General features: G+C 40.0%; 23 protein-coding genes and 12 tRNA genes. 2 read left to right on the top strand and 33 right to left on the bottom strand.

Annotation, left to right across the window (positions count from 1 at the left end; all coding sequences use genetic code 11):
- Positions 1-94: 94 nt before the first annotated feature.
- The 13 genes from UN64_RS19495 to UN64_RS19435 all read right to left on the bottom strand — a co-directional run bounded on the left by UN64_RS19495 (position 95) and on the right by UN64_RS19435 (position 2,036).
- Positions 95-171: transfer RNA gene (locus UN64_RS19495), tRNA-Ile, on the bottom strand.
- 10 nt (positions 172-181) lie between these two features.
- Positions 182-255 (bottom strand) — tRNA-Gly (locus tag UN64_RS19490).
- 7 nt (positions 256-262) lie between these two features.
- Positions 263-339: transfer RNA gene (locus UN64_RS19485), tRNA-Pro, on the bottom strand.
- Positions 340-348: 9 nt separating this feature from the next.
- A tRNA-Arg gene (locus UN64_RS19480) sits at positions 349-425 on the bottom strand.
- Between the two features lie 45 nt (positions 426-470).
- Positions 471-556: transfer RNA gene (locus UN64_RS19475), tRNA-Leu, on the bottom strand.
- Between the two features lie 51 nt (positions 557-607).
- Positions 608-691: transfer RNA gene (locus tag UN64_RS19470), tRNA-Leu, on the bottom strand.
- A gap of 15 nt (positions 692-706) precedes the next feature.
- Positions 707-782 (bottom strand) — tRNA-Lys (locus UN64_RS19465).
- A 165-nt stretch (positions 783-947) separates the two neighbouring features.
- Positions 948-1,022: transfer RNA gene (locus UN64_RS19460), tRNA-Gln, on the bottom strand.
- Positions 1,023-1,039: 17 nt separating this feature from the next.
- Positions 1,040-1,115: transfer RNA gene (locus tag UN64_RS19455), tRNA-Asp, on the bottom strand.
- 39 nt (positions 1,116-1,154) lie between these two features.
- Positions 1,155-1,229, bottom strand: a tRNA-Glu gene (locus UN64_RS19450).
- Positions 1,230-1,232: 3 nt separating this feature from the next.
- Positions 1,233-1,323, bottom strand: a tRNA-Ser gene (locus UN64_RS19445).
- 3 nt (positions 1,324-1,326) lie between these two features.
- A tRNA-Asn gene (locus UN64_RS19440) sits at positions 1,327-1,401 on the bottom strand.
- Positions 1,402-1,577: 176 nt separating this feature from the next.
- Positions 1,578-2,036 carry a SprT family protein gene (locus UN64_RS19435; RefSeq protein ID WP_077365859.1) on the bottom strand — a complete coding sequence of 153 codons (459 nt, stop codon included), beginning with the start codon at positions 2,034-2,036 and terminating at the stop codon, positions 1,578-1,580.
- Positions 2,037-2,134: 98 nt separating this feature from the next.
- Here UN64_RS19435 and cmpA point away from each other — a divergent pair, with 98 nt between their 5' ends.
- Positions 2,135-2,257: a cortex morphogenetic protein CmpA gene (gene cmpA / locus UN64_RS20640; RefSeq protein ID WP_130297391.1), complete on the top strand. Its 123-nt coding sequence runs from the start codon at positions 2,135-2,137 to the stop codon at positions 2,255-2,257.
- 28 nt (positions 2,258-2,285) lie between these two features.
- Here the strand turns inward: cmpA and UN64_RS19430 are convergent, their stop codons facing one another.
- The 14 genes from UN64_RS19430 to acpS all read right to left on the bottom strand — a co-directional run bounded on the left by UN64_RS19430 (position 2,286) and on the right by acpS (position 13,588).
- A complete protein-coding gene (locus tag UN64_RS19430) occupies positions 2,286-4,424 on the bottom strand; it encodes a Tex family protein (protein WP_077365863.1) in 2,139 nt (712 codons plus the stop codon).
- Between the two features lie 327 nt (positions 4,425-4,751).
- Entirely contained in the window at positions 4,752-5,360 is a 609-nt protein-coding gene (locus UN64_RS19425; protein ID WP_077365857.1) for a SpoIIE family protein phosphatase, read from the bottom strand.
- On the bottom strand, positions 5,357-6,148 hold the full coding sequence (gene sigB / locus UN64_RS19420; RefSeq protein ID WP_066285727.1) for an RNA polymerase sigma factor SigB: 792 nt from the start codon (positions 6,146-6,148) through the stop codon (positions 5,357-5,359). The genes UN64_RS19425 and sigB overlap by 4 nt, the downstream gene beginning before the upstream one ends.
- Complete coding sequence (rsbW, locus tag UN64_RS19415) at positions 6,114-6,596, bottom strand: anti-sigma B factor RsbW (protein WP_077365855.1); 483 nt, start codon at positions 6,594-6,596, stop codon at positions 6,114-6,116. Before rsbW ends, sigB begins: the two co-directional genes overlap by 35 nt.
- Entirely contained in the window at positions 6,593-6,925 is a 333-nt protein-coding gene (locus tag UN64_RS19410) for an STAS domain-containing protein (protein ID WP_077365853.1), read from the bottom strand. Before UN64_RS19410 ends, rsbW begins: the two co-directional genes overlap by 4 nt.
- A gap of 62 nt (positions 6,926-6,987) precedes the next feature.
- Positions 6,988-7,995, bottom strand: coding sequence for a PP2C family protein-serine/threonine phosphatase (locus tag UN64_RS19405; protein WP_139343217.1), 1,008 nt, complete (start codon positions 7,993-7,995; stop codon positions 6,988-6,990).
- Between the two features lie 11 nt (positions 7,996-8,006).
- On the bottom strand, positions 8,007-8,408 hold the full coding sequence (locus UN64_RS19400; protein ID WP_066285716.1) for an anti-sigma regulatory factor: 402 nt from the start codon (positions 8,406-8,408) through the stop codon (positions 8,007-8,009).
- 2 nt (positions 8,409-8,410) lie between these two features.
- Positions 8,411-8,767, bottom strand: coding sequence for an STAS domain-containing protein (locus tag UN64_RS19395; RefSeq protein WP_066239455.1), 357 nt, complete (start codon positions 8,765-8,767; stop codon positions 8,411-8,413).
- A 15-nt stretch (positions 8,768-8,782) separates the two neighbouring features.
- Positions 8,783-9,607 (bottom strand): STAS domain-containing protein, encoded by an 825-nt coding sequence (locus UN64_RS19390; protein ID WP_077365849.1) that lies wholly within the window; start codon positions 9,605-9,607, stop codon positions 8,783-8,785.
- Positions 9,608-9,802: 195 nt separating this feature from the next.
- Positions 9,803-10,153 carry a type II toxin-antitoxin system PemK/MazF family toxin gene (locus tag UN64_RS19385; protein WP_066239453.1) on the bottom strand — a complete coding sequence of 117 codons (351 nt, stop codon included), beginning with the start codon at positions 10,151-10,153 and terminating at the stop codon, positions 9,803-9,805.
- 3 nt (positions 10,154-10,156) lie between these two features.
- Positions 10,157-10,438, bottom strand: coding sequence for a CopG family ribbon-helix-helix protein (locus UN64_RS19380; RefSeq protein ID WP_066285713.1), 282 nt, complete (start codon positions 10,436-10,438; stop codon positions 10,157-10,159).
- 141 nt (positions 10,439-10,579) lie between these two features.
- Positions 10,580-11,755: an alanine racemase gene (gene alr, locus UN64_RS19375; protein WP_139343216.1), complete on the bottom strand. Its 1,176-nt coding sequence runs from the start codon at positions 11,753-11,755 to the stop codon at positions 10,580-10,582.
- Between the two features lie 334 nt (positions 11,756-12,089).
- Entirely contained in the window at positions 12,090-13,103 is a 1,014-nt protein-coding gene (locus UN64_RS19370; protein ID WP_077365845.1) for a LolA family protein, read from the bottom strand.
- Between the two features lie 125 nt (positions 13,104-13,228).
- Positions 13,229-13,588, bottom strand: a complete 360-nt coding sequence (acpS, locus tag UN64_RS19365; RefSeq protein WP_077365843.1) for a holo-ACP synthase — start codon at positions 13,586-13,588, stop codon at positions 13,229-13,231.
- A 112-nt stretch (positions 13,589-13,700) separates the two neighbouring features.
- Here acpS and UN64_RS19360 point away from each other — a divergent pair, with 112 nt between their 5' ends.
- On the top strand, positions 13,701-14,306 hold the full coding sequence (locus UN64_RS19360) for a rhomboid family intramembrane serine protease (RefSeq protein WP_077365841.1): 606 nt from the start codon (positions 13,701-13,703) through the stop codon (positions 14,304-14,306).
- Between the two features lie 47 nt (positions 14,307-14,353).
- On the opposite strand, the gene UN64_RS19355 is transcribed toward UN64_RS19360, so the two are convergent.
- From UN64_RS19355 to UN64_RS19330, 6 genes are all read right to left on the bottom strand, one after another.
- Positions 14,354-15,100, bottom strand: coding sequence for a hypothetical protein (locus UN64_RS19355; RefSeq protein ID WP_077365839.1), 747 nt, complete (start codon positions 15,098-15,100; stop codon positions 14,354-14,356).
- A 2-nt stretch (positions 15,101-15,102) separates the two neighbouring features.
- Complete coding sequence (locus UN64_RS19350) at positions 15,103-15,747, bottom strand: cobalamin B12-binding domain-containing protein (protein WP_077365837.1); 645 nt, start codon at positions 15,745-15,747, stop codon at positions 15,103-15,105.
- A 19-nt stretch (positions 15,748-15,766) separates the two neighbouring features.
- Positions 15,767-16,138, bottom strand: coding sequence for a hypothetical protein (locus UN64_RS19345; RefSeq protein WP_171978976.1), 372 nt, complete (start codon positions 16,136-16,138; stop codon positions 15,767-15,769).
- The gene (locus tag UN64_RS19340; protein WP_077365835.1) at positions 16,135-16,440 is read right to left on the bottom strand and encodes an antibiotic biosynthesis monooxygenase family protein; all 306 of its coding nucleotides are present in this window, start codon (positions 16,438-16,440) and stop codon (positions 16,135-16,137) included. The genes UN64_RS19345 and UN64_RS19340 overlap by 4 nt, the downstream gene beginning before the upstream one ends.
- A 419-nt stretch (positions 16,441-16,859) precedes the next feature.
- A complete protein-coding gene (locus UN64_RS19335; protein ID WP_077365833.1) occupies positions 16,860-17,342 on the bottom strand; it encodes a DinB family protein in 483 nt (160 codons plus the stop codon).
- 52 nt (positions 17,343-17,394) lie between these two features.
- A partial coding sequence (locus UN64_RS19330; RefSeq protein ID WP_139343214.1) for an HD-GYP domain-containing protein occupies positions 17,395-17,934 on the bottom strand: 540 nt, incomplete at its 5' end.

Here is a 17,934-nt window from a genome sequence, read left to right as displayed (position 1 = left end):
GTTTGGCTTGTCTTTTTTCGAGACAGCTTTATTATCTTACCGAATCGAAGTTATAAAGTCAAGCGCTTTTTAAAAATCTTTTTTAAAGATAATATGGTGGGCCTAAATGGACTCGAACCATCGACCTCACGCTTATCAGGCGTGCGCTCTAACCAGCTGAGCTATAGGCCCGTGAAAATAATGGAGCGGGTGATGAGAATCGAACTCACGACCAGAGCTTGGAAGGCTCTTGTTTTACCACTAAACTACACCCGCAAAAGAATGGTCGGGAAGACAGGATTTGAACCTGCGACCCCCTGGTCCCAAACCAGGTGCTCTACCAAGCTGAGCCACTTCCCGTAAAAAATATGGCGCGCCCTGAGAGATTCGAACTCCCGACCTTTTGATTCGTAGTCAAACACTCTATCCAGCTGAGCTAAGGGCGCATATCCATTGCATATTCAAATGCATTATATGTTATTGTGAAAAGTTGGTGCGGTCGAGAGGACTCGAACCTCCACGGGGTTGCCCCCACTAGCCCCTCAAGCTAGCGCGTCTGCCATTCCGCCACGACCGCGCGGCAAGATGCCAGCGCATGAACACTGCAACTTATTAGTTAAAATTAATATGGTGCGGGTGAAGGGACTCGAACCCCCACGTCAAAGACACTAGATCCTAAGTCTAGCGCGTCTGCCAATTCCGCCACACCCGCATATTAATTTGAAAATGGTGAGCCATGAAGGACTCGAACCTTCGACCCTCTGATTAAAAGTCAGATGCTCTACCGACTGAGCTAATGGCTCGCACTAATATGTTCGTCGGACCCTGTCTCTTCCTCTACAAGCAAGGTAAGAAGTTAATCCGTCGAGACAACCGAAGCCAATCACGATGTTTCGCTTGTGACTGAGCTAATGGCTCTCACACGTTATTAAGCGTTAATATTCAACACTCATCTTAAAAACAAAAAATGGCTGGGCTAGCTGGATTCGAACCAGCGCATGACGGAGTCAAAGTCCGTTGCCTTACCGCTTGGCTATAGCCCAACACCTTAGAATAAAAATGGCGGACCCGACCGGGGTCGAACCGGCGATCTCCTGCGTGACAGGCAGGCATGTTAACCACTACACCACGAGTCCATTTATCTAGGTATTTCTTATTTTATTTTCAAAATAAAATGGTGACCCGTACGGGATTCGAACCCGTGTTACCGCCGTGAAAGGGCGGTGTCTTAACCGCTTGACCAACGGGCCACATGGCAGAGAAGAAGGGATTCGAACCCTCGCACCGCGTTAGCGATCTACTCCCTTAGCAGGGGAGCCCCTTGAGCCACTTGGGTACTTCTCTGTATGGCTCCACAGGTAGGACTCGAACCTACGACCGATCGGTTAACAGCCGATAGCTCTACCACTGAGCTACTGTGGAATGTCTTTTAAGGACAATTAATATCATAATTGTTTCAGCTTAAAATGTCAACCCGTTTTAGAAGGTTTTTTCTAAGCTTTCATTGCTGCAGCCACCCATTATAGAAGGCTATGTAAAGGGCTTGTCTAACAGCGACTTAATTAAATTACCACATTCCTATAATTGAAGTCAACACCCTATTTTGAAGAAATCTGTTTTAATTTCCCCCTGCACTTTCCGCACACATATCTCTTCGTATCAATTTTCCTTTTTCTTTTATAAGACTGCATACAGTCTGTGCATATGTAGTGATATTTATAACTCTCTGTTCGTCTTTTTTCAGGAATAGATTGACAATACCGAGCTCCGCCCACTTTATTCAGCCAATATTTAAAGTCATAATCACCATGTTTATAGCCCTTCCCTTCAATATGCATGTGATAATGCACGAGCTCGTGCTTTATAACCCCGATCAGTTCATCCATTCCAAATGCAGCATAAAGATGAGGATTCATTTCGATATCATGAGACCTTAATAGGTAACGGCCCCCAGTAGTCCGTAACCTTTTGTTAAATCTGGCGTTATGACGAAACTTTTTATTGAAAAATTGTATGGAGATCTCTTCTGTTAGTTTTTGCAGTTCTTCATCTGTCATGGTCATGCCCCTTACTATTTCAAGTTCACATTAACAAGCATCTAAACATAGACTAATACACAAACAACGGATTGGGAAGTTCCAAGGAGGTTCTCTATATGCCAACATGGTTTAAAAGACAGCTCCGCCGCGCTTATTACCAAAAAGACCGTTACCAAATCCGCTTATTGAATCAATGCTGGTTCTTTTATAACAGAAAGCACTCCTCCAGTGAAGAATGACCCACTGGAGAAGTGCTTTTTCTTTTGTCTATCCTTTTTTAGGAGCAATCATCGTTAAGGCGATTCGCTGTTTAGCTGTATCTACAGAATCGACCCAAACGGTTACCACTTGACCCACACTTACAACATCCATTGGATTCTTAACAAAACGGTCAGTTAATTTCGAAATATGAACAAGACCATCTTGCTTTACTCCAATGTCTACGAAAGCTCCAAAATCTACTACATTGCGGACTGTTCCTTGCAGCTCCATCCCTTGTGCTAAGTCTTCCATCTTAAGAACATCTGTTTTAAGAACGGGACCAGAAAATTCATCACGAGGATCACGGCCGGGTTTTGTCAGTCCGTCTATAATATCTTTTAGTGTAGGAACACCAATATCCAGTTTACTCGAAGTTTCCTGCAGTGAAAGAGATTTTAGCTTATCTGCCAGAGCTTCTGAACCGATGTCGGCCGGTTTAAATCCTAACTCTTTTAATAAAGCTTTGGTCCCTGGGTAACTTTCAGGGTGGATACCCGTTTGGTCCAAAGGCTGATCACCATCCATTACACGCAAAAATCCGATACATTGCTCGTACGTTTTCGCACCTAAGCGAGGAATCTTTTTCAGTTCTGTTCTATTTTTAAATTTCCCAACATCATTTCTTTTTAAAATAATGTTTTGAGCAACCGTTTTGGACAGGCCAGAAACGTACTGAAGCAATGAAGCTGATGCTGTATTTACGTTTACACCTACTTGGTTAACCGCTGTTTCAACTACAAAACCGATCTCTTCACCTAGACGTTTTTGTGAAACATCATGCTGATATTGTCCAACCCCAATAGATTTTGGATCTATTTTCACAAGTTCCGCCAAAGGATCTTGAAGTCTTCTCGCGATTGAAACAGCACTTCTCTCTTCTACTTGTAGGTCTGGAAACTCTTCACGTGCAACACTGGATGCTGAATAAACACTCGCACCCGCTTCGTTTACAATCACATATGCTACTGATCTATCGAGATCTTTTAATGTCTCTGCAATAAACTGCTCCGTTTCACGTGAAGCTGTTCCGTTTCCGATCGCTGCAATTTCAATATCATATTGATCAATCAGCTTTTTTACTATCGCAGCAGATTTTTCAACTTCTGATCTTGGCGGAGTTGGATAAATGGTCTGAATATGAAGAACTTTACCCGTTTCATCAACTACACCAAGTTTGCAACCGGTACGGTATGCCGGGTCAACTCCTAATACAACTTTCCCTTTTAATGGTGCTTGAAGCAAGAGGCTTCTTACATTTTCAGAAAAAATGTGAATGGCACGTTCTTCTGCCTGCTCTGTTAAAGCACCACGAATTTCTCTTTCGATTGAAGGTGCAATAAGTCTTTTATATGCATCCTCTATCGCTTCTCGCAAAAATGGTGCAGCTGGAGAACCTGATCGCTTAATTGTTTTTCTTTCCATTTTAGAATGGATCAAATCAGCAGGAGTACGGATGCCAACCTTTAAGATCCCTTCTTTTTCACCACGGTTCACAGCAAGAACCCGGTGAGGGACAATTTTCCGGATTGGTTCTTGGTATTCGTAATACATCTCGAATACTTTCTTCTCGTCAGCTTCTGTATTTTTTCCTTCTGTTTTGATCTCACCTTTTGAAAAGGTGTCTTCCCGTATCCATTTTCGCATATCAGCATCATCAGACAGCATTTCAGCTATGATGTCCTTAGCTCCTTGCAAGGCATCTTCTTCTGACATTACTTCTTTTTCTTCATTTATGTATGCTTTTGCTGCTTCTAAAGGACTTTCGTTACGTTCTTCTAAAAGCCATAACGCAAGAGGCTCTAATCCTTTTTCTTTTGCTACAGTCGCTTTTGTTCTTCTTTTTTGTTTATAAGGGCGATATAAATCTTCTATATCCTGCAGCTTTTGAACTTTATTAATCGCAGCAGTAAGTTCTTCTGTTAATTTTCCCTGTTCATCGATTAGACGAATAACTTCCTCTTTGCGTGAAGCAAGGTTTTGCAAATAAGTCCAGCGGTCCATGATGTCTTTAATCTGAACTTCATCAAGACCTCCTGTTAATTCCTTTCGGTAACGGGCAATAAAAGGCACCGTATTTCCTTCTTCTAACAATTCAATAACTTGATTAATTTGTTTACCTTTAACATTCAGTTCCTGTTCCATCATACGCAATGCTTGTTCATTAACAGGTTGTCCCAATAAGAACACTCCTTTTTCAATCAATTACTTCTATTATAAACGAAGTGAATCCCTCAGTAAAAAAGCTTTAGGCTGTTAGGTATTTTTCAAAAAAGAACTTCGTGGTAGTTGATTGGAGCGGAAGGTGCGAGACCCCGGCAGGCTTGAATAGCCTAGGGGGCTCACCGCACGCCCTGCGGAAAGCGAGCATCCTGAAGCGGAAAGCAACCCCTTCTTATCTTTGCAAAGCAACAAAGCAACAATTATTAGCAAACAAAAAACACCATCCTCAAATGCGGTAAGGATGATGTTTCTCTAACTCATATTCACTTGACCTACCAAGACTGTAGCGTCATCATTGATATCCTGCGGTAATCCGCTTATATACTTTACAGATTCCTTCGGTGAAATCATTTTTGTTAAAAGCGAACGGCTTTGCGTATGAATATCCATGCCATCTGAATAGAGCATAAATGTTAACTCTCTCTCAAATTTAAAATCCTGTACTTTAAATCGTTCTGGTTTTCCTACTAAAAAACCAACCTTCGGCAAAGGGTGTACAGCACGTTGTCTTTCTGCAGAGACCATAAAACGGATGTTACCTACTCCAGAATAAGTGGCAGTTTGATTTTTATAATCGACTTTAACGATTGCAATAACAGCACCGCGCGTTTGTCTTAGTCCATCGTTGCAAAGATGCATAAGCTGTTCAACTGTCTCATCATGATTTTGATCGATGATATCAGTTGCTGCGCCAGATGCTTCTTTTGCCATTTTCCCGCTTCCTAAGCCATCCGCAACAGCGCAAATCAAATAATTGTCCGTTTCTTTCACGTAAAAACTATCTCCGCAAAGATCATTTCCCTTTTTCGGTATTTGATACGAGGAAACAGATGCTCTGCTGTATTGATAGTGTTCGATCATCTAAGCGCCTCCGAAGGAGTCACTCGTAAAGCTTCTTTCAGCTTTTCTAAAGCTCTTCTTTGCAATCTGGAAACGTGCATTTGAGAGATATCTAATCTTTCTCCAGTTTCCTTCTGGCTTAAGTTTTCAAAATAAGTGCACTGAAGAATTTCACGTTCACGTTCAGAAAGAACCGCAAAAGCTTTCTGTAAAAGAAGTCTTTTGTCAATCTGATCGAATCCTTCATCATTTGAACCAACAAGATCTAGAAGTGTAACTGTACTTCCCTCTTGGTCAGCCTCGATAGAGCTGTCTACAGAAAGAGCTTGGTAGCTCTTGCCCATTTCCATCGTCTCTAGCACTTCTTCTTCTGAAACTTCCAGGTAATCTGCAATTTCAGCAATCTTAGGTGATCTCTGCAAGCTCGTTGTTAATTCTTCAACCGCTTTTTTAATTCTCGGTCCTAGCTCTTTAATTCGACGAGGTACATGCACACTCCAAGTCTTATCACGAATAAAACGTTTAATTTCCCCTACGATTGTCGGAACAGCAAATGATTCGAACGATCTGCCAAACGTTTTATCATATCTTCTAAATGCAGCTAATAAACCAATCATACCGACTTGTACTAAATCGTCATGAATGCTTTTGCCTTTAGAAAATTTTCTTGCCAAGGAATGAACGAGATCTTGATATTGCAGAACAAGATTTGTCTGAATTTCTTCATTTTGCGGATCTTGCTGCAACTCGTCGATCCACGCATAGACTTGCTCTTTACTGTGAAGGCGCTGGCGAGATTCTGTCGACATGTTCCTCCACCTCATCTCTGTGAAGATACTTTGTCATCATTACAACGACGCCGGCTTCACTGCTTATTTCTACCTTGTCCATAAGTGTATCTATTAGGAAGAGGCCTAAACCTCCCTCATTTAACTGATCAACAGATTTTCCATCAACTGGGCCAAGATTTTTTGAGATAGTGTCAACATCAAAGCTCTTACCTTGATCGACAACTGTTATTTCAATACGGTCGTCGAAAATATTGCAGCCAATACGGACTTGACCTTTATCTTCATCCGCATAAGCATGGTTAACAACATTCGTCACTGCTTCAGAAACAGCGATCTTAATATCTTCTATTTCATCAAACGCAAAACCCATTCTATTAGCAAGACCAGAGATTGTTAATCTGACCACACCCACATAGTCCGGTTTTGCGGGGACATTCATTTCAATATAGTCGGACGCTGTTCTCATAGCGCCTCCCCCTTTACTCCGCTTTCAATATCCATTACTTCAGTTAATCCAGTAATCTCAAAGATACGTTTAACACGATCTGTCATACCGCGAAGCTTTAATGAACTATTGTTAGCTTTTGAAGATTTTAGCGCTCCAACAAAAATTCCTAATCCAGTGCTATCCATATAATCGATTCCAGAAAGATCGACAACTACAACGCTGCCATCTTTTTCTGTCAATGGAAGCATAACTTCCTTTAGCTTTGGAGCAGTGTATGCATCTACTTCTCCAGTAAGGTGTAACTCATGTGTTTCATTTATTTGGTTTTGATTAATTTGCAAATTCATTTTTTTCCCCCCACGCTTTGATTAAAACTCGATAAATTACCTTTACCCTGAACCAAAGTATGCTAAACCATTCGTTTTAAAATAATTAAGGTGAAATCATCTCTAAGCTCGAATCCTTGTAATCGATCCAGTTCCTGAAAAACATTCTGAACGATTTGCTGAGCAGGCAGATCCATATACTTCCGGATCAGTGACACGATTTCTTCTCTTTCAATAAAACCTTTGCTTGTACGGCATTCCGTTACTCCATCAGAGAGGAGAATCACCATATCTCCAATTTCGATTACTCTCTCATAAGGATGATAAGTGGTTGTTCGGGAAACTCCTAACACAAGCCCTTTAGCAATTAAATCGTGGAATCGATCTTCTTTTGCATTATAGATGAATCCAGGTTCATGACCTGCACCTGCGTAGAAGAACTTATGACTTTCAGGCTCATATACACCATGAAACATTGTTATAAACATATTGCTGTGAACATTTTGTTCAACAACGCGGTTTAGGTTTTCTAAAAGAAGATGAGGCTTCATCTGCTCTTCCGGAAGACTGTCCATCGCATACTTAATCATAGACATACAGAGTGCAGCCGGAATGCCTTTGCCGATTATATCAGCTACGGCAACACTAAGGCTACTTCCACTTTTTACAAAATTATAATAATCACCGTTCATTTTCTTAGCTGGAACACTGACAACTCCAATATCCAGTTCATCAAAATCAGGTACATCACTTAGCAGCAAAGTCTGCTGCATGCTTGCAGCTACTTCAATTTCTGATTCCAGCTGCTGCTGTTTATCCCGTAAACTTTGATGTTCACGATAAGCAAACCCATATCCGATCATTGCCTCCAGAAGGAAATCGAAGGAATCTCTCATTTCTTCTGACATATCAGGAAACAGTTCGTCCATAACCTGGATATGCAGACTGACAAGATCTTCAGGAGAGATTTGCTGTTCAAGCAATTTTCTGCTGAATTGCTGGCCTTTATAGAGTGTCGTCTCAGTTTTAGCTTTTAAATAGACCGATAATAGATCTTGGTAACGTTCAGTTAGTGCGTCTTTTGCAGTCAAGAGCTCTCCTCCTAACGAAGCCATTTAGTAGCAGAAATCTCCGTTCCCACATCAACTGTGGACTCAATAGAAAATTCATCCATTAAACGCTTCACGCCTGGCAATCCTGCTCCTAAACCTCCGGAAGTAGTATACCCATCTTCCATTACTTTACGAATTTCGCGGATTCCAGGTCCATTGTCTAGGGCTACGATTCGCAGACCCTTTCTGCCTAGTTGATCGATAGGCTCGATACAGATTTTTCCTCTGCCCGCATACAAATAAATATTCCGGGCAAGTTCAGATATCGCTGTTGTAATTCTAGCTTGGTCAACATTTCCGAAGCCAAGCTCCTTGGCCATGTTTCTGCCAAGCTGACGGGCACTTACGATGTCCCACTCGTTGCGTACTTCCACACAGGATTGGATGTCCATTATCATCCCTCCAGTTCCAGACGCAATTTATCAAGCCCCTGTTCTAAGTCAAGTGCTGTCGAAACTTCCCTCATGGATATTCCAAGGTCAATAAGTGTAATAGCAACTGCGGGCTGTATTCCTGTTAACACAACTTGAGCTCCCATTAATTTTGACATTCTCACTACATCTCCAAGAACTTTTGCAATAAAAGAGTCGATCATGTCAACGGAAGTTAAGTCAATTACTACTCCCTTAGCACCGGTATCATGAATTTTATTCAATAGATCCTCTTGAAATTGAAGGGCTGTTTGATCGTCCATTTCAACTTGGATGGTGATCAATAAATATTCATGCAATTTTAAAATGGGAATTCTCATTTTTTCCAACACTCCCTATTCATTGCTTATTAATTGCTGATTCGTAATTTCTAAAGCATTTTCCATGCCTTTTTGAAGCGTACTCTTTGTAGGGAATAAGCTTAAATCAATGCCTAAGCTTACAATTGTCTGTGCAATTTCTGGTCTGATTCCTACAAGGATACAAGTAGATCCAAGTAATCTGACAGCATCAGCAGCCTGGATAATATGGTGAGCGACCATCGTATCAACGACTGGCACTCCTGTAATATCAATAAGAACGACTTCAGAGCGGTATTTGATGACACCATTCAATAAGTTTTCCATAATCAGCTTTGCGCGCTCAGTATCAATAGAACCGATCAAAGGCATTACACTGATATTTTTGAATACTGGAATAAGCGGAGCAGAGAGTTCCAACAGTGCTGTTTTTTGAATGGATACTGTTCTCTCCCAAATCTGAGATGAGTTTTCTACCACTCTGTTTAAAATCGGATCAAGCCAGCTGTCGATCTCACGGTAAAGAGCAGCAAGTTTCTCCTGTTCCATTTCCGCTTCGACAAGCATATTTAGAATAACGCGGCGAGCAATCTGAAGCCCTTGCGTTAAATATTTTAGCGGCAATCCAGTATGAAGCACCTGGTCAAAAAATTGATCCAGTGTCCCATCTTTGGAAATATCGTGATAATTAATATGCTTAATTAATAGCTCAAAAAACTGCTGATCTGTTTCTTCACTAAGTTTTAGTGTAGTTGAATAGCTCGCAATTTCTTTATCTTTAAAAAGATTGACCTCTTTAAGCCAATTATTTTTAAGGGTTTCTTGATTTTCGTTGATCATTTGTACAATCAAGTTGTCCAATTTGTATAGCACCCCCGCTACATATAGTATCGACTCTATTATTTCATTTCTGATAATTTTCTGCAATGTTTACACTGTTTCTAACCTTGGATATATAACCGATTTTCTGCAATTTCAAACCTGTATTTTTTTCCAGCTAAAATAAAAAACCGCCAGACCTCTGTCAGACAGTTTCTCAATGTGTGTTATAAAAATTTAAAAATCTACCAGACCAGTACTGATCTGCAATGCGTCGTCTACCCTGCGCATCATGTCTTCATCCAGCTGTGTAATCTTATCTGTTAATCTTTGCTTGTCAATCGTTCTGATCTGTTCAAGCAAAATAACTGAATCCCGTTCAAAGCCATATTTTTTAGAATCTATTTCAACATGTGTTGGAAGTTTTGCTTTTTGAATTTGGGCTGTGATTGCAGCAACTATAACTGTTGGGCTAAAACGGTTTCCGATATCATTCTGTATGATCAGTACAGGACGTATTCCGCCTTGTTCTGAACCTACTACCGGTGAAAGATCTGCAAAGTAAACGTCTCCGCGTTTGACTATCAAGGACTACACCCCGCTAACTAAGCGGTCCAAGGTATGATCGGCTTCCTCCTCTAACATAAATGCTTCTGAGGCAATCGTTAGATTGATCTTAGCCATTTCCATGTAACCCTGTTTCATCTCATCACGAAACTGACGTTTATTCTTCCGCTCACGAAGAAACATTTCAGTAGCTTGATGGATAAATTCGCTGCGGTCCAAATTCTCTTTTTTAATGACACGATCTACCTCAGTCAGCAACTTTTGAGGAAGACTAATCACGATTCTTTTTGTGTTCAATTCGGACACAACATACACCTCCAGCGCAAAGCTATACTACGATCGAGTTCCTTTTAACCACATATAATCTTATCACTTCAATATTCCATTTGCAAAGCGATTTCAAAGTATTTATTCTACAAAATTTTTAATAGTCCTTCTAATATTCTGCTAAAAATTTAGAATTACATTCATATTTTCTGAAATTCGACCCTTTTTCACAAAAACTCTCGGCACTCGAGAAGAAATTAAACATGGTATCTCATAATTTATGGTTTTTGCTAGAAAAGCAATTTCATCCATTTCAATTGTTTCATCATTCTGGTTCCCTATTAAGGTAGCTTTTTCACCAATATTCATTTTATAAGGAAGTCTGATCATGCATTGATCCATACAGATCCTGCCGATAATAGGTGCACGCTCTCCCCGAATCAGCACATCAGCACCTGGCGATAATCTTCGCTGCCATCCATCTGCATATCCGATCGGAAGAGTTCCTACCCACTCTTCTACTTTCGCTGTATAAGTCGCTCCATAACTTACAGTATCTCCAGGCATCAGTTTTTTAACATGAATCAGCTGAGAATGCAGACTGAAAGCTTCTTCTAATATAAAAGGGAGCTTTTCTTTCATCTCTAAAGATGGAGATAAACCATACATGCTGATTCCCAATCGAACGAGATTAAACGGTCCTTCAACCTTGCGCAATGCTGCGGCACTGTTGGCGCTGTGAACGTATTTCGGTGCAATTCCCCACTTTTTCAGCAAGTCTAATTGATTAATAAATCTTTTTCTTTGGGTTTCAAACAGTTCAGATTCCCATTCATCCGCTGTAGCGAAGTGAGTAAAGACACCTTCTATTTCATAGGCAGAAGAATTCTGTATCAAAAGAGAAACCTCATACAGCTCCTCTTCATCTGTAATACCCACTCTTCCCATACCTGTATCAAGTTTTAAGTGAATGTTTAATATTTTATCGGTTTCTTTTAGAAAGTCCGAAGCTTCTTTAAGCCAGTCTTTTTGGAAAACGGTGATGCTTATCTCATTTTCCGCCGCAAGACTAACATATTCAGGACGTATACGGTTCATAACTAAAATCGGTGCTGAAATTCCTTGTTGTCTTAATGCCAGTGCCTCGTCGAGTATCGCAACAGCAAGCAGTTCAGCTCCTGATTCAATCGCCTCGACTGCAGTCTGGTACGCTCCATGGCCATAACCATTCGCCTTAACAACTGCCATAATTTTTTGATCAGGAAGATGTCTTTTGAATGATTTTATGTTTTTGCTGATTTTATCTAGATTTATTTCTGCCCATGTATCTCTATAAAAGTGATTTCTGTTCACAATTAAGCCTCCTGCAAAGAAAAACTGAATGATTGCCTCTTATTTTAACTGTTTCATTAGAATTATGTAAGTAAATAAGGGTTGGTTCTTTGAAAAGTTAAGTTTAGCCATAGGAGTAAAACCATGTTTTGAGCGAAGATGGGAAAAGTTGAGCGGTCCGGAACTTTTTTTGAGCCCAGCTAGCACAGGTTTGAGCGTAACTCAGACATTTTGAGCGGTACTCGAAAATTTTGAGCGAACGTGTAATAAATATAAAAACACGTCCGTAAAACCTATAAAAACGCCAAAAGAAAAGACGGCTAATATCTTAGCCGCCCATCTTATATTATAGAAGAAATTATTTAATTGCTTCTCCATTTACGGATCTTGCAATAGCCATAAGCTCTTCTTGATCTAAATTATTTGATGCGAGGAAATAGTCTACACCGTTATAGTTCCATGTTACAGATTGTTCTGTCATGGCTCCTACTGTGAAGCCTAGGTCCACGGGTTCTCCGTTAGCCAAAGTCAACCTCGACGCTGTTTCTACAGCTGTATTTTTTTGCTGCATGAGTGTAAAAGATTTATTTTCTTCTGCATCAGCATAATTTAGAACTACCTTTGAATCATTGTCACCAAGTGCTACTTCTCTTTCGTTCACCAGGTTCAAGTTGGAAGTGTATGTCGGATACAGCACTTCAAACTCTTCGTCTGATCCAGAGAAAGTGGGAATTTCGAATTGAGCACTCGACATGTTGGATTCCATATCGAAAGAGTTCTTATCAAACTTTGCATTAAATTGAACTTTTGAGAAATCCAATCTTACAAGCTCTTTTTGATCTTGATCCATAATACGGACTTGGGTTGGATCCAGATCTTTATTTAATGTGATTTCCTGCTGGTATAAGTTTTTGTTCTGGTAATTTGTTTTTGTATGGAAAACATAGCTTTTCTCTTTTGATTTAAAGCCGCGGTCAGTATCATTTAAAATATCCGCGATAAGTGATTGGAATAAATATACTTGACTATTGTTTTCCGGCCAGTCACTTTGGAAACGGAAGCTTTTATTAAGAGCTGGCGTCAGTACGAAGACCCCGTCCTTATTGCGCAAGATCATCTGACTCTGGTCTTTTTCAGCATTCTTTAAGCTGACCCGGTAAAAATCCGGTTTCTTATGCCATATTTCCAAATCATACGTCAATGGCTTTTCCCCTGTGTTTAAAGTCATTTTGGCTTCTGCTTTATAGCCTGTCATCTTTTCCATTCTTTCTTCCAAAGAATCCAGAACATCACTCTGGCTTTGTTCTCCGCATGCAGACAGGACCATTAAAGCCATGAACGCCGTCAAAATAATTGACAGTGTTTTTTTCATTTTTTGCCATCCCCTTTGTCCCAAAGTAATTTCGACATTGAAGGGGGTGCTAACTTCGCTTCAAGCAAAGGACTGCCCCTTCTACCGCATTACAATATATGAGACAACCCTGGACAATATGCAGACTAGCTTGACGAGCTTTCTAAAATAACTTGAGCCACAGCGTATTCCTTCGTATGAGAGATCGATAAGTGGCATAAATAAGGATATGGAGATGTTATAAAAGGCTTACCTTTTTCATCACTTTTAATTTCCATGTCATGCCATGACAGCTCTGCACCAATCCCAACTCCGAGTGCTTTTGCCATCGCTTCTTTAGCAGCAAATCTACCGGCTAGGTATTCGTATTTTCTGCCTCCATTCAGTGATTCAAATCTTTTTTGTTCAAAAGGCGTTAAGATTCTTTTCGAAAAACGTTCTTGATGAAGCGCTGCTTTTTTGATTCTTTTCATTTCTATAATATCGATGCCTGTTCCTACAATCATTCGCTTTCTCCTTTACAGCTATATCTTTCGCTCTCTTCCCTCTTGCATGGTAAACTTAAGGAAGAATTTAAAATATGTATAAACTCGCATAAAAAAAGGGTGATCTATTCCAATGTTCATAAGAGATGAAAGCTTCCAAACTTTTATTAAGCGCTACCCGATTGTAACTTTCCTAACAGCTGTTCATATTGTTGTATTTCTTCTTATTAATTTTACCCCTTTTCGCACGTCTTTGTATCATTTGATGGTTGGTTCTAATTATTATATTGCTGCTGGAGAGTATTGGCGGCTTTTAACACCAATTATTACGCATGAAGCTGTGGCACATCTTATTTTTAACTCTTTTTCACTTATTTTATTTGGTCCTGCTCTGGAACAGATACTCGGAAAAGCGAGGTTTATTATCGGTTATGTTGGTGCTGGTCTGATCGCGAACATCGCAACCCTTTTAATGCTTCCGTTGTCATACGCACATATCGGTGCTTCTGGTTCGATCTTTGGACTGTTCGGTATTTATGTTTATATGCTGTATAATCACCGTCAATATATAGACAGAGCCAATACGCAAATTCTTCTGGTAGTATTGGGTATCAGTTTAGTTTCTACGTTTTTAAATGAAAGAATCAATGTTCTTGGTCATTTATTTGGACTGATTGGCGGTGCGGCATTAGCTCCTATTATCCTGGCTACTTTGCACCGGAAGAAAAATAGATATTAATCTCCATGAAAAAAGCACCTCCATTTATGCGAGGTGCTTTCTGTATTTTATGAGTGCTGCAGCAGCACTTCTTTTAATGAAGTTTCATAATAAACCGGCCAATCCACATCTAGTTTATGAAGCTGTCTTGCGTGCTTAGGTTTTACACCTATAATATTTACCGGCTTTCCGTTCATGTAGTGAAGCATGCGGAACAGTTCACTTAGCTTTTGAACTCCTGGTTCATCAATCTCGCCGGTAGCAGATAAATCGAAGAAAATGTCTTCAAACTGGCCTTCGTATGCGGCTTTCAAAGCATTTCCCGTCACAGTCATCATTTTACTTTCAGTAATATCCCCGAATAAAGGGACAAAAGCCATCTTTTCTGAGATCGGAATAAAAGGACCAGAAAGTTCATCCAGACGCTTCATAGTATCTTCCAACGCTTCTTTTTTCTCAAAAAGCTCAAAATCTGTGGAGGCAAGCCTCAGCCTAAGCTCTGAAAGCTTTTCTTCGAGTCCCCTCACATTCGTGCCTGTCGGAATTAAAACAACATGTGCATCGTCCTTTTCCCACGAAATATGAACGTCGCAGAGAACAAAAGGGTTATCTTTGCCTTTCACATTTGCTTCAAAGCTCTTTTCACCTTCAAAAGGCAGCAAGTACTTGGTCAGCTTATTATGACTCTCCTCGTCAAAACAATCATGAATCGTTTCTACCTGTCCGTCCAAGAGAGCACTCGCCTGTTGTGACATGCCTTGAATCAGCCCATCTTTATTTATTTTTACGTATGGTACCGGTAATGCACAGTTCATGTTCAGGCATTGATCCTCTCTTCCACATACTCGTCCAGCCATTTTTCTGCCTGTTCGAGATTATTAATGATGATTCCTTGATTGTTGGTATATGGCTCTAAGTCATACTTATTCGCAAGTCTCCCGCCTATTAAAATTACAGGCTTGTGAGGCAGAGCAGCTAGTGTGCGAACATAATTTTTAAGAACGGGCAGGTTATAGACAATGGAAACTGAAAGTCCGATCACTTCAGGTTTCCACTGCAGAGCTGACTTAAGCGCATATTCTAACGGAAGGCTTGCTCCGTAATATTTCGTTTCCCAGTCTCGTTCTTCAAAAAGACTATTAATCATCTTGATGCCTAAATAATGCTGCTCACCTTGCAGACAAAGAAACATGGCTTTGTTTTTTTCGCCCATATTTTCCTCTGAAACTTGAAACAATCTAGAAAGCACAAAATCACAGACGCCTGTAGCCAAATGTTCATCAGCTACTGAAATCTCATTATTTTCCCATAGTTCACCTATAAGGTACATAGCAGGAGTAAACAGGTCTCTAAATAAAACCATCCGGCTTTGGTTTGGCTGCTGTTTAATAAAACGCATCGCTTCAGCATGGTTGCCATCTAACAACAACCGTGCCAATTTCTCAACATCTGATATAGCCATTGGCCGACCCCTCCTTTTATTAGTGAGCTGCTGCTTTCTCACATAGAATGCTGTTGGCTTTGTTTAAATAATCTATATATGCTTCGATTCTCGGGGTATCTTTCACATCTTGTTCATTTAACACATCAACGATTAATAAAAAATTATCCATCAAGAGTTCAGTCGTCATACCGAACTTCTGCAGAATTCCATCCAGCCATAGGGCATAATCCGTAAAAAATTCCTCGTTATCTAGTTCGTAAGCTGTCTCTAAATGCTTGAAGTGGTGGTGATTATCATCGATGCATTTAGTTCTTCCTTTCTCACCATAACGGTCCAAAAGTGACGGGTCATTTTCATAAATTTTTTCAGTAACTCGTTCTACCATAGCATTTATGTTAAATTCCGTCATTTTGCAACCACCTTATATTGTTTAACTGTAGGAATTACAGCAGCTAATTCTTTATCAGGGTACTTTTTCTCCAGATCGTGAATTTTTTTGAAGTCTTCACTTCTGACCCACTTTAAATAATCTTCTTTTGTAGAAAAAATGAGCTGAACAGTTAATTCGCCCGCTCTTTTATCATTTTGTAATAATAGAAAATCCACGAACCCTGGTGCATCGTCAACAGAGCGGGAGCGATTTTTATAAATATTGATTACTTCTTCTGCTTTTTCATTCGGTACATCAAATGTAGAAAAAACGGTATACATGTAACTATCACCTCGTGGATGTATTTAAATTAGACTAATAATTCACCTCATAAAAGATTCAATAAAGAATAATATTTTCCTTCTTAAAATCTAAGGCTGTTTCAGTAAACTTTGTTGCTCTTGAAGGTAGGTAATTTCCGTTCCAGTATGCTCGCTTTCCGCGGGGTGGGCGGTGAGCCTCCCTATCGCCTTGCGCTGGCGGGGTCTCACCTGTCCCACTAATCCAGCAGGAGTCTCGCACTTTGCACTCCAATTAACTTGCAATGAAGGAAGAGCCTGAATCAACAATCATTTGAAGAAAAGTTATTAAAATCTTACTTAATAAAGAACCCTCTGCTTTATTTGACTCCCAATACTACAGGAAAGAAACAGATATGTCACTAGAAAGGAAAAGCACTAGGGATATCTCCCTGGTGCTTTTAGTACAAATCAAACATATTCACTTCATGTTTCGTTTGCTTTAAATATGTAAATAATTGCGCTCGATGATGAAAAGCGTGTGTAACGATTTCTACGAGCCACTTTGCCTGTGTCATGCCTTTTTCAGCGTAAAATGCTTTTGTTTCTTTATTCAAAAATTCTTCTTCTGAAAGAGATAAAAAGTAGGACTTTAATAAATGATAGCCTTCTTCCAGAACATGTGTTAGTTCGGCTACGTTTTGAGCAGATAATTTCTTTTCCAGTTCACGAATTTCCGTTTCAGACTTTTCCTGAAGGATGGCTAAATCAACATGTGAGATTTGAACAAGATGGTTAGCCAGTTCTAAGAATGTCCTCATGTTATCTGATGGACGGAAATCAAATACTGATTGATCGGCTTTTTTCAATAAATTACTTGTCGTTCGAACGACAGTATAGAATTCTTCCAATAATGTCTCGGTCAATGAAGTAGTCGCATTCATCTTTGTTAGCCCCTTACTTTATAAAATATTTTCACTCTTATTTATTCTTTGACTAATCCGATTTTCCTTCGAATAATCCGGAGGAAACCTCTTTATGAGCGATAAGGTTTACGTTGTTATAGATGTCTTCATTCTCCTCGCAGATTAAAAGCATGTCGTAATACGCTCTATTAAAAACTTCTACTATTGCTGGATCATACATTTTTCCGGATTGGTTTTCGATCTCTTTTTTTGCATCCCAAGGAGTCATAGCTTTCCGATATGCTCGGCTGCTTGTCATAGCATCAAATGAATCTGCGACCGCTAATATCCGGGAATAAAATGGAATCTCTTTACCCGCTAGCTTACAAGGGTAGCCTAAGCCATCATACCTTTCATGGTGGTGAAGAATCGCCTTAAGCACCCGTTCTGAATATCCAAAAGACTTAGCCAGTTCCATGCCATCGACTGGATGTTCTTTCATAATTTCGTACTCTTCTTCGGTTAGTTTACCGTTCTTCATAAGCACTGCGTCGGGCGTAGAGATCTTACCAATATCATGAATCAATGCTGTTAACTCCAGCTCTTCAGGATTAATATTCTTAAACGCCCC

Source organism: Fictibacillus arsenicus, from assembly GCF_001999465.1.
GTDB lineage: Bacteria > Bacillota > Bacilli > Bacillales > Fictibacillaceae > Fictibacillus > Fictibacillus arsenicus.
Note: the sequence above shows the minus strand (reverse complement) of the source record. Positions and strands in the feature narration are given on the sequence as shown.

What these genes read in the sequence shown, in the direction of transcription:
- UN64_RS19435 (WP_077365859.1), bottom strand. Translation starts at nt 2,036, where the DNA reads ATGACAGATGAAGAACTGCAAAAACTAACAGAAGAGATCTCCATACAA.
- cmpA (WP_130297391.1), top strand. Translation starts at nt 2,135, where the DNA reads ATGCCAACATGGTTTAAAAGACAGCTCCGCCGCGCTTATTACCAAAAA.
- UN64_RS19430 (WP_077365863.1), bottom strand. Translation starts at nt 4,424, where the DNA reads ATGATGGAACAGGAACTGAATGTTAAAGGTAAACAAATTAATCAAGTT.
- UN64_RS19425 (WP_077365857.1), bottom strand. Translation starts at nt 5,360, where the DNA reads ATGATCGAACACTATCAATACAGCAGAGCATCTGTTTCCTCGTATCAA.
- sigB (WP_066285727.1), bottom strand. Translation starts at nt 6,148, where the DNA reads ATGTCGACAGAATCTCGCCAGCGCCTTCACAGTAAAGAGCAAGTCTAT.
- rsbW (WP_077365855.1), bottom strand. Translation starts at nt 6,596, where the DNA reads ATGAGAACAGCGTCCGACTATATTGAAATGAATGTCCCCGCAAAACCG.
- UN64_RS19410 (WP_077365853.1), bottom strand. Translation starts at nt 6,925, where the DNA reads ATGAATTTGCAAATTAATCAAAACCAAATAAATGAAACACATGAGTTA.
- UN64_RS19400 (WP_066285716.1), bottom strand. Translation starts at nt 8,408, where the DNA reads ATGGACATCCAATCCTGTGTGGAAGTACGCAACGAGTGGGACATCGTA.
- UN64_RS19395 (WP_066239455.1), bottom strand. Translation starts at nt 8,767, where the DNA reads ATGAGAATTCCCATTTTAAAATTGCATGAATATTTATTGATCACCATC.
- UN64_RS19370 (WP_077365845.1), bottom strand. Translation starts at nt 13,103, where the DNA reads ATGAAAAAAACACTGTCAATTATTTTGACGGCGTTCATGGCTTTAATG.
- acpS (WP_077365843.1), bottom strand. Translation starts at nt 13,588, where the DNA reads ATGATTGTAGGAACAGGCATCGATATTATAGAAATGAAAAGAATCAAA.
- UN64_RS19360 (WP_077365841.1), top strand. Translation starts at nt 13,701, where the DNA reads ATGTTCATAAGAGATGAAAGCTTCCAAACTTTTATTAAGCGCTACCCG.
- UN64_RS19355 (WP_077365839.1), bottom strand. Translation starts at nt 15,100, where the DNA reads ATGAACTGTGCATTACCGGTACCATACGTAAAAATAAATAAAGATGGG.
- UN64_RS19350 (WP_077365837.1), bottom strand. Translation starts at nt 15,747, where the DNA reads ATGGCTATATCAGATGTTGAGAAATTGGCACGGTTGTTGTTAGATGGC.
- UN64_RS19345 (WP_171978976.1), bottom strand. Translation starts at nt 16,138, where the DNA reads ATGACGGAATTTAACATAAATGCTATGGTAGAACGAGTTACTGAAAAA.
- UN64_RS19340 (WP_077365835.1), bottom strand. Translation starts at nt 16,440, where the DNA reads ATGTATACCGTTTTTTCTACATTTGATGTACCGAATGAAAAAGCAGAA.
- UN64_RS19335 (WP_077365833.1), bottom strand. Translation starts at nt 17,342, where the DNA reads ATGAATGCGACTACTTCATTGACCGAGACATTATTGGAAGAATTCTAT.